Origin of the sequence: Belliella baltica DSM 15883, from assembly GCF_000265405.1 — a bacterium.
Taxonomy (GTDB): Bacteria; Bacteroidota; Bacteroidia; order Cytophagales; family Cyclobacteriaceae; genus Belliella; species Belliella baltica.
This window is the reverse complement of the sequence record NC_018010.1, coordinates 1,703,301-1,717,767: the sequence shown is the minus strand read 5'-3', so window position 1 is coordinate 1,717,767 and position 14,467 is coordinate 1,703,301. Positions and strand designations below refer to the sequence as shown.

General features: G+C 36.6%; 14 protein-coding genes. 8 read left to right on the top strand and 6 right to left on the bottom strand.

Going from position 1 to position 14,467, the window contains the following annotated elements; translation table 11 throughout:
* Positions 1 to 63 precede the first annotated feature (63 nt).
* Complete coding sequence (locus BELBA_RS07925) at positions 64 to 3,126, bottom strand: serine hydrolase domain-containing protein (protein ID WP_014772207.1); 3,063 nt, start codon at positions 3,124 to 3,126, stop codon at positions 64 to 66.
* 164 nt (positions 3,127 to 3,290) lie between these two features.
* Here BELBA_RS07925 and BELBA_RS07920 point away from each other — a divergent pair, with 164 nt between their 5' ends.
* From BELBA_RS07920 to BELBA_RS07905, 4 genes are read left to right on the top strand one after another with little or no spacing between them, the layout of a single operon-like run.
* Positions 3,291 to 3,701, top strand: coding sequence for a hypothetical protein (locus tag BELBA_RS07920; protein WP_014772206.1), 411 nt, complete (start codon positions 3,291 to 3,293; stop codon positions 3,699 to 3,701).
* On the top strand, positions 3,698 to 5,581 hold the full coding sequence (mutL, locus tag BELBA_RS07915; RefSeq protein ID WP_014772205.1) for a DNA mismatch repair endonuclease MutL: 1,884 nt from the start codon (positions 3,698 to 3,700) through the stop codon (positions 5,579 to 5,581). Before BELBA_RS07920 ends, mutL begins: the two co-directional genes overlap by 4 nt.
* Positions 5,582 to 5,584: 3 nt before the next feature.
* The gene (locus tag BELBA_RS07910; protein ID WP_014772204.1) at positions 5,585 to 6,376 is read left to right on the top strand and encodes a rhomboid family intramembrane serine protease; all 792 of its coding nucleotides are present in this window, start codon (positions 5,585 to 5,587) and stop codon (positions 6,374 to 6,376) included.
* A gap of 12 nt (positions 6,377 to 6,388) precedes the next feature.
* Positions 6,389 to 7,318 carry a rhomboid family protein gene (locus BELBA_RS07905; RefSeq protein WP_014772203.1) on the top strand — a complete coding sequence of 310 codons (930 nt, stop codon included), beginning with the start codon at positions 6,389 to 6,391 and terminating at the stop codon, positions 7,316 to 7,318.
* A 3-nt stretch (positions 7,319 to 7,321) separates the two neighbouring features.
* On the opposite strand, the gene BELBA_RS07900 is transcribed toward BELBA_RS07905, so the two are convergent.
* Positions 7,322 to 7,792, bottom strand: coding sequence for a hypothetical protein (locus BELBA_RS07900; RefSeq protein ID WP_014772202.1), 471 nt, complete (start codon positions 7,790 to 7,792; stop codon positions 7,322 to 7,324).
* Positions 7,793 to 7,908: 116 nt separating this feature from the next.
* Positions 7,909 to 8,973, bottom strand: coding sequence for a dual-specificity RNA methyltransferase RlmN (gene rlmN, locus BELBA_RS07895; RefSeq protein WP_014772201.1), 1,065 nt, complete (start codon positions 8,971 to 8,973; stop codon positions 7,909 to 7,911).
* 216 nt (positions 8,974 to 9,189) lie between these two features.
* Between rlmN and BELBA_RS07890 the strand changes: the two genes are divergently transcribed.
* Positions 9,190 to 10,209 (top strand): App1 family protein phosphatidate phosphatase, encoded by a 1,020-nt coding sequence (locus BELBA_RS07890; RefSeq protein WP_245531152.1) that lies wholly within the window; start codon positions 9,190 to 9,192, stop codon positions 10,207 to 10,209.
* A gap of 89 nt (positions 10,210 to 10,298) precedes the next feature.
* Here BELBA_RS07890 and porT read toward each other — a convergent pair whose 3' ends face one another.
* Together porT and ubiE are read right to left on the bottom strand one after the other, a co-directional pair.
* Complete coding sequence (gene porT / locus BELBA_RS07885) at positions 10,299 to 11,075, bottom strand: type IX secretion/gliding motility protein PorT/SprT (RefSeq protein ID WP_014772199.1); 777 nt, start codon at positions 11,073 to 11,075, stop codon at positions 10,299 to 10,301.
* Positions 11,024 to 11,746, bottom strand: coding sequence for a bifunctional demethylmenaquinone methyltransferase/2-methoxy-6-polyprenyl-1,4-benzoquinol methylase UbiE (ubiE, locus tag BELBA_RS07880; protein ID WP_014772198.1), 723 nt, complete (start codon positions 11,744 to 11,746; stop codon positions 11,024 to 11,026). Before ubiE ends, porT begins: the two co-directional genes overlap by 52 nt.
* A gap of 180 nt (positions 11,747 to 11,926) precedes the next feature.
* On the opposite strand from ubiE, the gene yihA reads away from it, so the two are divergent.
* From yihA to BELBA_RS07865, 3 genes are all read left to right on the top strand, one after another.
* On the top strand, positions 11,927 to 12,535 hold the full coding sequence (gene yihA / locus BELBA_RS07875) for a ribosome biogenesis GTP-binding protein YihA/YsxC (protein WP_014772197.1): 609 nt from the start codon (positions 11,927 to 11,929) through the stop codon (positions 12,533 to 12,535).
* Between the two features lie 57 nt (positions 12,536 to 12,592).
* On the top strand, positions 12,593 to 13,027 hold the full coding sequence (locus BELBA_RS07870; RefSeq protein WP_014772196.1) for a DUF5606 family protein: 435 nt from the start codon (positions 12,593 to 12,595) through the stop codon (positions 13,025 to 13,027).
* An 84-nt stretch (positions 13,028 to 13,111) separates the two neighbouring features.
* The gene (locus BELBA_RS07865; protein ID WP_014772195.1) at positions 13,112 to 13,411 is read left to right on the top strand and encodes a hypothetical protein; all 300 of its coding nucleotides are present in this window, start codon (positions 13,112 to 13,114) and stop codon (positions 13,409 to 13,411) included.
* Positions 13,412 to 13,428: 17 nt separating this feature from the next.
* On the opposite strand, the gene fbp is transcribed toward BELBA_RS07865, so the two are convergent.
* Complete coding sequence (gene fbp, locus BELBA_RS07860; protein ID WP_014772194.1) at positions 13,429 to 14,454, bottom strand: class 1 fructose-bisphosphatase; 1,026 nt, start codon at positions 14,452 to 14,454, stop codon at positions 13,429 to 13,431.
* Between the last annotated feature and the right edge of the window lie 13 nt (positions 14,455 to 14,467).

Genomic DNA, 14,467 nt, shown 5'->3' with positions numbered 1-14,467 from the left:
TCAATTGGAAATCAATAGCACATTAACACTCGATCGCCTATAGAATGTTCAATTAATCTCATTTTATTCCTCAATCAATCTCTGCGCCCTTTCGGGCTTATTTATAGATCGGTAGATAACATCATGAATTTCAGTCCGAATCCCTTCTTTGAGCAATAGGTTATTGCTCGCATCTGGATGTACTCGATTTGATAAAAATACATAAATCAAATCATTTTCTGGATCTGCCCAAACTGCTGTACCAGTAAAACCTGTGTGGCCAAATGTGCTTTTGGGTGCCAATACTCCAGCTCCCCCACCTTTACCTTTCTCCGGCTCGGGCTTGTCCCAACCCCAACCTCTTCGGCTTTGATTGGATTGTCTTTTTGTAAATTGATTGATAACTTTTTCATCCAAAAGATTCACATCACCGTATTTTCCACCATTGAGCATCATTTGCATCATGACTGCAAGGTCGTTTGCCGTCCCAAACAATCCTGCATGGCCTGCAACACCTCCATACATCGCTGCTCCAGGATCATGAACAAACCCTTGCACTAGCCTTTTTCGGAAGGCAATATCATCCTCTGTTGGAGCAATGTTTTGTAAAGCTATCTTATTGTGGGGCTTGAAAGTCAAGGTATGCAAACCAAGTGGAGCGTAGAAATTCTGATCCAAAAATTCATCCATCGGCTGATTGGTCAATCGCTCTACGACTGCTTGCATCAAATACATAGTCAAATCTGAATAAACATAACTATATCTTTTGCGATTTGGATCGAGTTTTCTCAAATTAGATTTGATTGTCCAATTCCAAATGCTATCCCTCAAGCTTTGTTTCGCATACATATCATTAGAAATTGGAATGTTAAAATCTTCGAAGGCAGAATCTCGATAATATTCATTTTTCCAAGAACCTGACTCTACTGTATTGACATAATAAGGTATAAAAGCCACTAGTCCAGCCTCGTGAGCCATGATATCCTTCAATAGTAAATCCCCCTTATTGGTCTGCTTCAATTCAGGCAAATACCTTGATATAGGCTTGTCCATATCAATAATATCTCTACTCGCCAAAAACATGACAGCCTGAGTAGTTGCCAATACCTTAGTTATCGAAGCTAGGTCATAGACAGTTCTGGTGTTGACTTCTTGCGTTTTATTGTAATCTAGGTGCCCATAAGCTTTTTCAAAAACTACTTGACCATTTTTTGCTACTAGAACCACTCCTCCAGGAGTTGCCTTTTTTCTAATTCCAACCTCCATGATTTGATCAATCTCTGCCAAAACAGAACTGTTCATGCCTTGACTTTCAGGATAGCTGTAAGATAATTTTTTCAAACCTTCAAGATAACCCCCACTTCCAATTTTAATATTTTCACTTATTGAAACAGGCATCATACCTCTAGCTGATCTTCCACCAAATATGATTTCAGGCACGAGTTTTTGAGTAAATTCATTATTTTCAAAAGTCAGAATATTGTGAGGTAAACCATTAAGATTTTTGGAAGCATAGGTATTTCCAAAAAGTGATACAACAACAGATTTCTCTTTACTCAACTCCTTAATAAACTCGATGTCAGATTGATTAACGCCAAAATCTCTTGAGGGGCTATTCGTCACGCCCATCAACCCTACAATTACAGTATTATAATTTGCTAGTTTTTCCTTGATCTGATTGAGTGAACTCCCATTGGTGCCCTTGTCAATATTAAAATGATCCACTTTAGCATATTTGTCAATTTTATCTTGAAAAACTTGTCCATCACCCCCAATGGTCAAAGATGCAATATTCAGCAAGTCTAAATTTCGTAAAGGAAGAAAACTATTCTTATTGGAAGTTACTGTGATTGAATTTGAAAAAAGTTGCTCAACCAAAAGTGCCGTTTTTTTTGTATTCAATCTATCAATAAGCCCTTCAACCTTGATTTTTGGCTTTTGATGTAGTCCTGCCCAATATTTAGCCTTTAGTACTTTTATGATTCTATTATCGATTTCTTCTTGACTTAGCCTCCCTTCTCTGATGGCTTCAATGATCAATTGTTTCGCTTTAGGGACATCTTCTGAGTAGAGCAAAATATCATTCCCTGCTTCCAATGCTAACAAATCAACTTCCCCAGGCTTATAATAACTACTCACACCTTTCATATTCAGTGCATCAGTAAAAATCAATCCATCAAATTTCATTTGATCCTTAAGTAGATCTGTGACTACATATTTTGATAGTGTAGTGGCTTTATTTTTCTCACTATCAAGGCTTGGGATATGTAAATGTGCTACCATCACACTCATCAAATCTTCATTTATCAGCTCTCGATAAGGGTAAAGGTCGATATCTAATATTCTACTTTGAGAATGACGGATGACTGGTAAAGTATAATGAGAATCAGACTCTGTATCTCCATGACCTGGGAAATGTTTTGCATTGGCAATTATTCCATTTTCTTGAAGGCCTTTCATATAAGCCATCGACTTCCTTGCTACAAGCCTCTTCTCTTCTCCAAAAGCCCGATATCCAATTACAGGATTGTTGGGATTAGAATTAACATCTACCACGGGAGCAAAATTAATATGCATTCCCAACTCAGTAAATTGCCTCGCAATCTCTTTCCCCATTTCATAAATCAATCTCTCATCAGGAAGTGCCCCCAAGGTCATTGCTTTGGGAAAAGTAATCACTGAATCTAGTCTCATATTGATTCCCCATTCTGCGTCCATAGCTATAAATAACGGGGTGTCTGAAATAGATTGATAATAATTAGTAAGATTTGCTTGCCTTACTGGTCCTCCTTGAAAAAAAATCAAGCCTCCGAGATTTTGTTCCTTTATTAATTTGGCAATTTCTTCTCTATGTCTGAAGTCCCTATTTGAGTAGGCAGCAACCATAAAAAGCTGGCCTAAACGCTGCTCAAATGTCTGATTATTGAAAACGGAATCCACCCATTCCATTTGCCTTCTATAATCTTCTGCCATTAATGGGTCTTTTTTTTCTCTGAAAAATTCAGATGTATCGTTTTCAACTCTTGAGCCTTCGATCTCAAAACTTTTCTCATTTGAAAATATGTTCGGTATATCCCTACCTAAAACCCCATCAGCCTGAAAAATCAAGGCTAAACCTAAAAGTGAGCTCCAAACTTTTATTCGCATCCTGCTGTTAAATTTTTATTGCTTAATTTTTAAAATAACTTTGTATGAATATACATTGTATTTTGCAAACATATAGGAATTTTCCAATGGTCTTGTATCAATTTTGATAAAAGGACGTATGTTTTCTATACAACGAGAAATATTAAAAAAGAATCTATCTCAATATGAAATTCCCTTCAATCTTTAGAACAGCCAAACCGATGAGCTTTGATATCAAGCCAAGATATTATGATCCTGTGCGTGAAGAAATTGAACAAAGAACGGCAAGAATAAAAAGAAATCTTCAGGCTGAAGGGTTGATTAAATCAGATGAAGAGCTTTCAGAATCATTCATGCGAGATTATGGATCTTCGATTAAGGGAGCTTTTACGCAAGGAGGGCAAATCAAAGGAAGGCAAACTTCACCTGTAACTTCCGCTGGCCTACTTCGATTTATCATATTTTTACTCTTAATTGGAGGACTTGGAGGTTATATTTTCTATGGACCTATTGTACTCTATGGCTTACTTTACCTCACTGGTGGTGGATTCCTTTTTGGATTATTTTTAAGATTGAAAAGAAAGCATAGCCGATGAACGACATCATACAACTTCTTCCCGATGCAATTGCCAATCAAATTGCAGCAGGTGAAGTAGTTCAGCGACCTGCTTCTGCTTTGAAGGAAATGCTTGAAAATGCCGTGGACGCAGGCGCCACCCAAGTTCAAGTAGTGGTCAAAGATGCTGGAAAAGCTTTAATGCTTGTCATTGACAATGGCAAAGGCATGACTTTGACTGATGCAAGAATGTGCTTTGAAAGACACGCTACTTCTAAAATCAGAACTTCCGCAGACCTTTTTGCCATCCACACTTTTGGATTTCGCGGAGAGGCTATGGCTTCTATAGCAGCAGTATCGCAAGTAGAGATGAAGACTCGTCAAGCTGGGGATGAACTGGGTACCCTAATCCAAATAGAAGGTTCTGAGTTTAAGAAACAAGAACCTATTTCATGTCCTCAAGGAACTTCTATTGCCGTTAAAAACCTGTTTTTTAATGTACCTGCTCGCAGAAATTTTCTCAAATCCAATGCAGTAGAAATGAAACATCTCGTAGATGAATTTCAGAGAGTAGCTCTCTCCTACCCTGAAATTGGATTTAAATTTACTCAAAATGACATGGAGCTTTTCAACTTAGTTCCAGGAAAATTGAGTCAAAGAATTGTAGGGATTTTTGGCAAAAACTATCAAGGACAACTGGTGACTTGTCAGGAAGAGACACCACATCTTAATATCAAAGGTTACATTGGGAAGCCTGAAAACGCCAAAAAAACAAGGGGAGAACAATACTTCTTTGTCAACAATAGATTTATCAGAAGCAATTATCTACATCATGCCGTTTCCAACGCCTATGAAGGATTGATGCCCTCGGACATGCAGCCCTTCTATGTGTTATTTTTAGAAATTGATCCTTCGCACATTGATATCAATGTACATCCGACCAAAACAGAAATTAAATTCGATGATGAACGTACTGTATATGCCGTAATTCGATCAGCCGTAAAGCAATCCTTAGGAGCGCACAATGTGGTTCCTGCTTTGGACTTCAATATGGATGTGAACTTCACTGAAAATTGGAAAAATGACGAGATTAGGAAAAGTGATGTACGATTAGAAAACACCTACAAACCCGATGATTTGGGGAAGGAAAACAGTTATAAAAATTTCCAGACTCCAAGTTTCAGAAAGCAGGATGTCTCCGGATGGGAAAGATTATTTGAAGGGGGTGAAAAGACGATCTCTCCTGACTTTGAACAAAAAGATGTCATAGACTCACCTTCAGATTTTCTTACTTTTTCCTCTAAGGCAAATGACAGTCATCAAAGAGAACAAATCTTTCCGATAGAACAAGAAAATACCGGGACAACATTCCAAGTGGAATTGAGCTACATTATCGCCCAAATGTCTTCTGGCTTATTGATTTTAGATCAGCAGGCTACCCACGAGAGAATCCTGTACGAGCGTTATTTGAAGCAATTGAAAAATGCAGCTGGAATTTCGCAGCAGTGTCTTTTTCCTCAGCACATTCAACTCAGCCAATCAGATTTTGCGCTTGTGATGGATATCAAAGAAGAATTAAACAGCTTGGGCTTTGTAATTGTTGAATTTGGGAAAGAGACAATTCTCATTCAAGGAGTTCCAGCAGATATTCAAGTCACAAACGAGAAAGCACTTTTTGAAGGCTTATTAGAGCAATTTAAGCATTTCAAATCAGAACTTTCTCTTGATAATCGTGAAAATCTTGCAAGATCTTTAGCTAAAAAATCTGCTATTAAAAAAGGTGTTCGATTGGACTCAACAGAAATGGAAACCTTAGTGGGTCAATTATTTGCCTGTCAAAATCCAAATTACGGACTTGGTGGGAACAAAACCTTTGTCAAACTTGATTTACATAAAATACACGCTTTTTTCAACCGATAAGCCATGTTTAGAAACTTAACACCCGTTGTTAAAAATTTACTCTTGATCAATATTGCCATGTTTGTCGTGGCTAGTTACCTCATGCCTCAACTGGAGAGAGTATTTGCACTTTATTTTGTCCAAAGCAGCCTTTTTCTACCGACCCAATTTCTCACATATATGTTTATGCATGCCAATGGATGGCATCTATTTAGCAATATGTTTGGGTTATTTGTTTTTGGCCCCTTGCTTGAGCAGTTCTTAGGACCAAAAAAACTTCTCATACTTTGGATGGTATGTGGAATAGGTAGTGGACTGTTGTATTCCGGATACAATGCATTTAAAATAAATCAATTGGACAATAAAATCGAAGCGTTTTATGAAAATCCAAGTCCAGAAAAATTCAATGATTTTGTGAGTGAAAATCGACATTTATTTAAGCCTGGCGTATTTGATTTTATAGATGAATACAGTAGAAATCCAGAAAACCCCTCATTAATCCAAAGAGCAAAGGAAAATTTTATGGGAATAAGAGATTTTCAAATCAATATCCCAATGGTTGGAGCTTCAGGTGCATTATTTGGAATTTTGATTGCTTTTGGCATGTTTTTCCCAAACACCGAGCTTCTTTTATTGTTTCCTCCTATGCCAGTTAAGGCTAAATATTTAATTTTATTCTACGGTCTGTACACTATTTATAACGTAATTATAAATAATCCTACAGATAACGTAGCTCATTTTGCACATCTTAGTGGCTTAGTAATTGGAGCAGGTTTGGTTTATTATTGGAAAAAAGGCAGAAACAATTTTTATTAAAATCTAGAAACTATGTACGGAGGATTTTGGGACAATCTTAGAAATGCATTCAAATACAACAACAATAGCCTCTACAAGCTTATTGCAATCAATCTTTTGACATTTGCTGGGATTTTAGTAGCAAGAATTATTCTAAGCCTATCTGGTGCAGGAGAGCTTTACAAAATGCTTTTAGGGTTTATAATGATGCCAGCTGATTTAGGGATCTTTATCCTTCAACCATGGTCTATCCTTACCTATATGTTTTTGCATGAAGGTATATTTCACATCCTTTTCAATATGCTTTTCTTGTATTGGTTTGGGATGTTAGTCAATGAATATCTTGGAAGTAGAAAACTTGCCAATTTATATATTTTGGGAGGTATCGCTGGAGCTTTATTTTATGTATTGATGTATAACATTTCTCCTCTTTTTTCGGATGTCATTTCTGCTTCGAAAATGCTAGGCGCAAGTGCTGGGGTGTACGCAATAGTCGTTGGTGCAGCTACTTTATCCCCCAATACGACATTCAGACTGATCTTCATTGGAGATGTAAAGATCAAATATATAGCGATTTTTTATGTGGTGATCGCATTTGCTAATTCTGCTGGAAGTAATGCAGGAGGTGAATTAGCACATCTTGGAGGAGCTGCAATGGGATATTTTTATATTCTTCAATTGAGAAATGGCTCTGATTGGGGAAGACCAATCCAAGCTATTGGACAATTCTTTGAATCACTTTTCTCAGCAAAAAGAAAAGTAAAAGTTACATATAGGAAGAAAAGTTACACTGAACAAAAAACTACAAATAGTAGCTCTAAAAACCCGTCTACTTCCTATTCTAAATCTGCTGATGCAACACAAGAGGAAATTGATCAGATTTTGGACAAAATAGCAGAGAAAGGCTACGAGGCCCTGAGTAAAGAAGAAAAGCGTAAGCTCTTTGAATTTAGCAAAAAGTAAAAATCAATTCAAATTCAGCACTGCTCCAACTCTCAAAACTGGCCAACGGGTATTTTGACTTTGCATTTTGAATTCGGTTATAAAACCAAATTGCTCCGTCGCTTTGATAAAAGCACCTGCACCGAAATTCCCTCCAGGCCGTGTTTGAAGGAGACCAGCGTCACCAGGTTGTGTATTGATCCAATAATTACTATATCCAGCCAATAAATAGACCTGTGAAACCCCTTCAGTAAGATAATATTTCAAATCAACATTGAGATTAAGGGAATTCCCAATTTCAGGAAACCAAACTGTAAAAGTTGGTGATAAAGAAAACTTGTCAATAAAAAAATACTCAGCACCTATAAAAGTCCCCAATTCTTTGATCGTCAAGCGATAATCACCTCCTGCCATCAACCTTGCTTCACCTTGTTCTTGTGCCTGAAGTGATACTACCAAAAAAGAGAAACATAAAATCAATATTATTTTTTTCATAGAAGTTAAAATTAAAACCCTCAGTAAAGCCTAAAATTTTCGATAAATTAATAGGCTTTACTGAGGATTCAAAATATGCTTATAAAATTCTTATTCTAAGATAGTCTCAAATCTAGCTAATCTTCCAATTCTGCCACTTCATTTTTATTGGCCAATTGACCACATGCGGCATCGATATCTTGCCCTCTTGACTTTCTGACTTTGGCTATGATTCCTTGATTTTCTAAAATTCTCACGTACATTTCTACAGCTTCTTGTGAAGCTTGTCTAAATTCCCCTTCATCAATTGGATTGTATTGAATGATGTTGACTTTGGAAGGGATGATTTTACAAAATTTGGCTAAGGCTCTCGCATGAGCTTCATCATCATTGATTCCCTCCCAGATGACGTATTCATAGGTTACTTTGCGCTTGGTCTTTTCATACCAATATTTCAAAGAATCCGCCAAATCTTCTATTGGATTGACATTATTGATAGGCATCAATCTGCTTCGGGTTTCATTTATTGCAGAGTGTAGAGAAATGGCTAGATTAAATCGAACTCCATCATCAGCCATTTTTTTGATCATCTTAGGAATCCCCACCGTAGAAAGTGTGATCCTCCTTGGTGCCATTCCAAGCCCTTCTGGAGAAGTAATTTTATCAATTGCTTCAATGACATTATTATAGTTCAGAAGTGGCTCTCCCATCCCCATAAAAACAATATTTGTTAATGGCCTTTTGAAGTAAATTTCTGCTTCATCCTTGATCGCGACTACCTGATCGTAAATCTCATCCGGATTTAGATTTCTCATTCTTTTCAACCTAGCAGTCGCACAAAAATTACAATCTAAGCTACAGCCAACTTGTGAAGAAACACAAGCCGTAATTCTTTTTGAAGTGGGGATAAGGACAGATTCTACAATTTTGCTATCATATAACTTCACTGCATTTTTGATAGTCCCATCTGATGAATGCTGCATCAAATCAACCATTATATGATTGATCGCAAAATTATCCTTCAGCATCTCTCTTGTCTCTTTGGAGATATTGGTCATATCGTCAAAGTTTTTGAGAGATTTATGCCAAAGCCATTCGTAAACCTGCTTTGCTCGAAATTTTTTATCTCCTTTGCTAACAAAAAACTCCTCTAGTTGATTTAAAGTCAGTTTTCTAATGTCTTGTTTTGCCATACTTCCCATGCTACAAAGGTAAGCAAATTAGACTTGGGATAAGTTGAAGATGGAAAAATCTTAGTATTAGCAATGTTCTCGTTAATTCTCTATTTTTAAATTTCACTAAAATTCTATCGTATCAAACTTCAAATTCTTTCATTTCTCTACTCAATTAAACTATTTCTTTCAAAGGTCAAACTTCGAATTGGAATAGCTCTAGGCTTGGTAAAATCCATTATCATCATGCCTTACATTGGCTTTGGTAATGAAAAAGAGGTGTATCTGTTAGGAAGAGTGATTCGAAATAGAGATGTCGGATCCGCAACAAAAGACGATAGTAGCTTCAAAAATTTCAAGAAAATGTATAAGCGATTTATGACTTGGAAAATCCCAAACGTCAGAATCAGAGCGAGTTTTGAAGGGAAATATTGGACGACATTAACTGATGAAGAAGGGTACTTTGAGTTTCAGATAAAAGACCATTCTTTTCCTAAAACCGACTATTCTTGGAAAGTATTTGAACTAGAACTTATCGATCAAGTTTTGACAATTCAAGGAGAAGTAAAATCCGAAACTAATGTTTTTGTCCCAACCAAGCTCGTAGAATATGGTATCATCTCAGATGTGGATGACACCATCGTACCCACTGGAGCAACAAGATTTTGGGAAATGGTCAAAACTACTTTTCTTGGTAATGCTTATTCAAGAATCCCATTCTCTGGTGTGGCTGCATTCTATCAGGCATTGGCAAAAGGAACTGATGGGAAAGAAAACAATCCTTTGTTTTATGTTTCTAGTAGCCCATGGAATTTATATGATTTTTTGCTGGAATTATTGGTGGTACACCAGATTCCAAAAGGACCACTGATGCTTCGGGATTTGGGTTTGTCCCGAGAGCAATTTATCGCAGGAAGCCACTTCGACCATAAACTCAATCAAGTAGAAAAGATTTTTAGACTTATTCCTGACATTTCATTTATATTAATCGGTGATTCAGGACAATATGATCCAGAGATTTATTTAGAAGTCATTAAGGATTTTCCCGGGCGAGTCAAGCGAATTTACATTCGACATGTCGCTGAAAAAAGAAAGGAAGAGGTTCTCCAAATTCAAGCTACCATGCTTCAACTTGGTGTGCAAATGCTTTTAGTTTCTGACACCGTTGAAGCTGCGGAAGATGCACTTGCTCAAGGATGGATTAGAGAAGTTGATGTGCAATATATTATTGAAGAGAAAAGAGAATCATTATCAAATCATCACTAAAAAAATTAAAACACTTCCATCTCTTCTTAAAAAACCTGCTATTATTTGAATAAATTATCCGTATCGATGACAGTATTTTATAGTTTCTATTACTGGAAATTAAGGTATAAAGTAATGCTTTTTCTTCTCAAGGATTGGATAGAACTTGCATATGCTGGATCCGTCGCTTCTGGCTTATACATATCGAGTAAGCCGTGAGAGAATCTCACTTCAGGCGAAAACTTAAAGTATTTGAAATACATATCAAATCCAAGTCCGAGATCAATTGTAAAGTCCCTTCCTAAAGTAGCAATAGACTCAATGTCTGCTTCCTCTTGGTCTTTAGTTCGAAACATAGCCGACCCACCAGCAGTAAAAAACATTCTGGAGTTGTTGAACCGCTGTGCTTTGTATTTGAAAAACAATGGAAACTCCACCATAGTAGCCTCATTGATCACTGTTTCAGTAGTGTAAAAATTCGTTTCATTAATTTCCGCATCAGGAACATTGCTAAACGTATTAATATCTGTCCTGAATTCGTAAAAAGCCACCTTTGGAGTAAAAACTAGATTCAGTTGATCATGGATGCGTAAAGTAGCCAAAAAACCTAAGGAAAAACCCGGTGTAAAAACGGGCATGATACTTTGAATATTGGCCGCCGCAGGATCAGAGACAAAAGCTTCAGTATATTTCAATCTCCAAGAACTTGTATGAGTGGCTAGAAAAAATCCATAAGAAACCAATTTATCATCCTGACCTGATTGGCTTATTTCTTTGAACCTTGCTTGGGCAAAAGTCGAACTAAAAGAAATAAGGAGAAGAAAACCTAAAACAATTATTTTTCTCCAATATAAATTGAGCTGATACCGAATGTCAATGGTTTGCATTTTGTGTTTTTAAAGCCAACTTTTTCCAAAACGTTAAGAAAATCTTTCCCATCAGGAAAAGCTTGTACTGATTCTGGCAAATACGTGTAGGCTGAGTTATCCTTTGAAACGAGTTTACCAATTTGAGGTAAAATATATTTGAAATAAAAATTATATCCTTGTTTCATTGGAAATTTTTTCGGTTTAGAAAACTCTACAATGACGGTTTTTCCCCCCGGCTTCAAAACCCTATACATATCTGCTAAACCCTTTTCAAGATTCTCAAAGTTTCTAACACCAAATGAAACGATCACAGCATCAAAATTATTATCATCAAAAAGCAGCTTTTCTGAATCCCCCATTTGCATATCGATGATATGATCGAGCTTACGCTTTTTCATTTTCTTCTTCCCTTCTTCCAACATCCCTGCTGAGATATCAACTCCTATGATTTTTTCAGGATTGAGTGCTAATGCTTCTATAGCAAAATCACCAGTTCCAGTAGCAATATCCAAAATAAACTTTGGTTGATCAGCTTGTAATAGCTTGATGGCTTTTTTTCTCCAAATGATATCAATACCCAAGCTCAAAAGGTGATTCAGGAAATCATACTTCTTACTGATGTTGTTAAACATCTCTGCTACTTGCTCTTTTTTACCTGAGTCTTTCTCTTTGTATGGTACTACTGACATAAATTCAAATATTTGAAGTTACAATATTACTAAGTAAACCCGAACATTCGAAAAATGTTGAACATTAATGCATAAAGTTATAGCTTTTAGGTGCCTGAAAAATGACGACAAAGGGAAGTCTAAGCTATCAATCCCTAAAATTTGACTGGAAAGGATTACCTTTGTACAAAAATGAATATCATGATCAAAAATGCAACTTTCTTAATTAGTAATACGGACTACAACAAATGTCCCGCACCAGACAAAGCTGAATTTGCTTTCATAGGTAGATCTAATGTAGGCAAAAGCTCCTTGATCAACATGCTTGCTAACAATAAAAACCTTGCAAAAACATCAGGAAAACCTGGAAAAACGCAATTGATAAATCATTTTATTGTGGACAATAAATGGTATATGGTAGATTTACCAGGGTATGGCTTTGCAAAAGTGAGTAAAAGCTTGAAAGCTGATTGGGAAGGCATGATCAAAGATTATTTGGTAAATAGAGATAATCTTGTAGCGCTTTTTGTACTGATAGACAGCAGACTTGAGCCGCAGAAAATCGACTTGGAATTCATTACTTGGTGTGGGGAAAGCAACATTCCCATCGTTTTACTTTTTACCAAAGCAGACAAACAATCTAGGCCAAAAACCCAATCTACAGTAGCAAAATTTCTAAAAGCCTCCAAGGCAATTTTTGAAGAAGCTCCCCTATACTTTGTGACTTCTGCAACTTCAGGAGATGGAAAAACCGAGGTAGTGAACTTTATAGAAGAGCAAGTAGAAGAATATCAAGTGGAGAAAAACTAAGGCTTGGGCTTTTAAACCTAAGTCCTATATTTGCAAACTTATTAAGAAAATCTGACTATGAAATTTAACGAAATAGCGACAGTATCAGGCAAAGCAGGCCTTTATAAGATTTTGAAACCTACTCGAAGTGGAGTGATTTTAGAATCTATGGATGATAAAAAAGGGAAATTGGTAGTTGGCGCTAACCAACGTGTATCTGTATTGAGCGAAATTTCAATTTACACGATGACAGAAGAAGGTGCCTCTCCTCTTGAAGATATAATGATCAAAATTGAAGCTGAATTCAAAGGAGATCTTGGCTTAGACAATACAGCCGATGGAGAGGAATTAAAAGCCTTCTTAAAGCATGTCTTGCCTGAATTTGACGAAGACAAAGTGTATCCATCAGACATCAAAAAACTTGTTTCCTGGTACAAAATCATAAGAAATTATGCCCCTGAAGTACTTGAGGAGCAAAAAGAAGAACCTAATCAAGAAGAGAAGGATGCTTAATATCTTCTTGCAGTAAAAATCAAAAAAACTCGCAGCCTGTTTGAAAACAACTGCGAGTTTTTTATTTCACTTTAATGCTATTTTATGGAAAATCAAGTTATTCAGGAAACTTTCGAATTGATCAAAAAAGATTTTGATATAGAATCAAAGTATGAAGTGGGTTTTGAAGACCAACTTTTGAATCTTCTTACTCCTATCATTCATAGAATGCTCAATCGAGATTTCGAAAGATTGCTTCAAATCTGCTACCGAATTGACTTAGGTGAAAATCTACTAAAAGAGATACTCCATCATGCCAACCCTGAGACGATGGCAAGAGAACTAGCCCAGGCAATTATTCAACGACAAATAAAGAAAATTGAAATCAGAAAAAGATATTCTTAATCTTCTTGAATTATTGCTTAAACTTTTTCTTTTGCCAAATAGCTCATGGCTTCTTTCACCATTACACTTGACCCAATAAATAATGGTGTCCTTTGATGCAACGAGGTAGGTTGGATATCTAATATCCGGTTTTCTCCATCTGTAGCTGAAGCTCCTGCTTGTTCAGCAATAAACGCCAAAGCATTCGCCTCATAAAGTAACCTCAATTTTCCATTAGGATTTTTAGGATTAGAAGGGTAGATGTAAATACCTCCTTTGAGTAAGTTTCTATGAAAATCAGCCACTAAACTCCCAATGTATCTAGCACTATACTCTCTTTCTTTACAAACTTTCAAATAATTTTTCAAACCTTGATCAAACTGATTGTAGCCTCCCTCATTGATGCTAAAAACCTTACCATCATTAGGTGCTTTCATATCTGGATGTGAAAGAAAAAACTCCCCAAGAGACTGCTCATAAGTAAAACCATTGACTCCACAACCTGTAGTATAAACCAACATTGTCGATGAACCATAAAGCACATACCCTGCTGCTACTTGTTTATTTCCTGGCTGCATGATGTCCTCGAGCTGAATAGGGCTACCTATTGGAGTCACTCTTCTATAAATCGAAAATATAGTCCCAATTGAAATATTTACATCAATATTTGAAGATCCATCAAGAGGATCAATGGCAACGACATATTTTCCAGAACTATTTTGGAGATCAATTACCTCATCGTCTTCTTCAGAAACTACAGCGCAAACTTCCCCCCCTTTGGTCAGTGCTCTTGTAAATCGGATATTAGCTATGACATCAAGCTTCTGCTGCTCCTCGCCTTGTACATTGGTTTGTCCAAATGCACCGCCAATATTAGCAAGTCCTGCTCTATTGGTCTCCCGATTTACTATCTTTGTCGCTAAAGCAATGTCGCGAAGCAACTGAGAAAGTTCACCTGAAGCATAGGTGAAATCATCTTGCTTCTTCTTGATAAATCTGTCTAATGTCTCTCCAACCGAATAGGCAAGTGAGGACTCATTGTGAATATAGGGCTTAATTTTCATATATTAGAAAAGT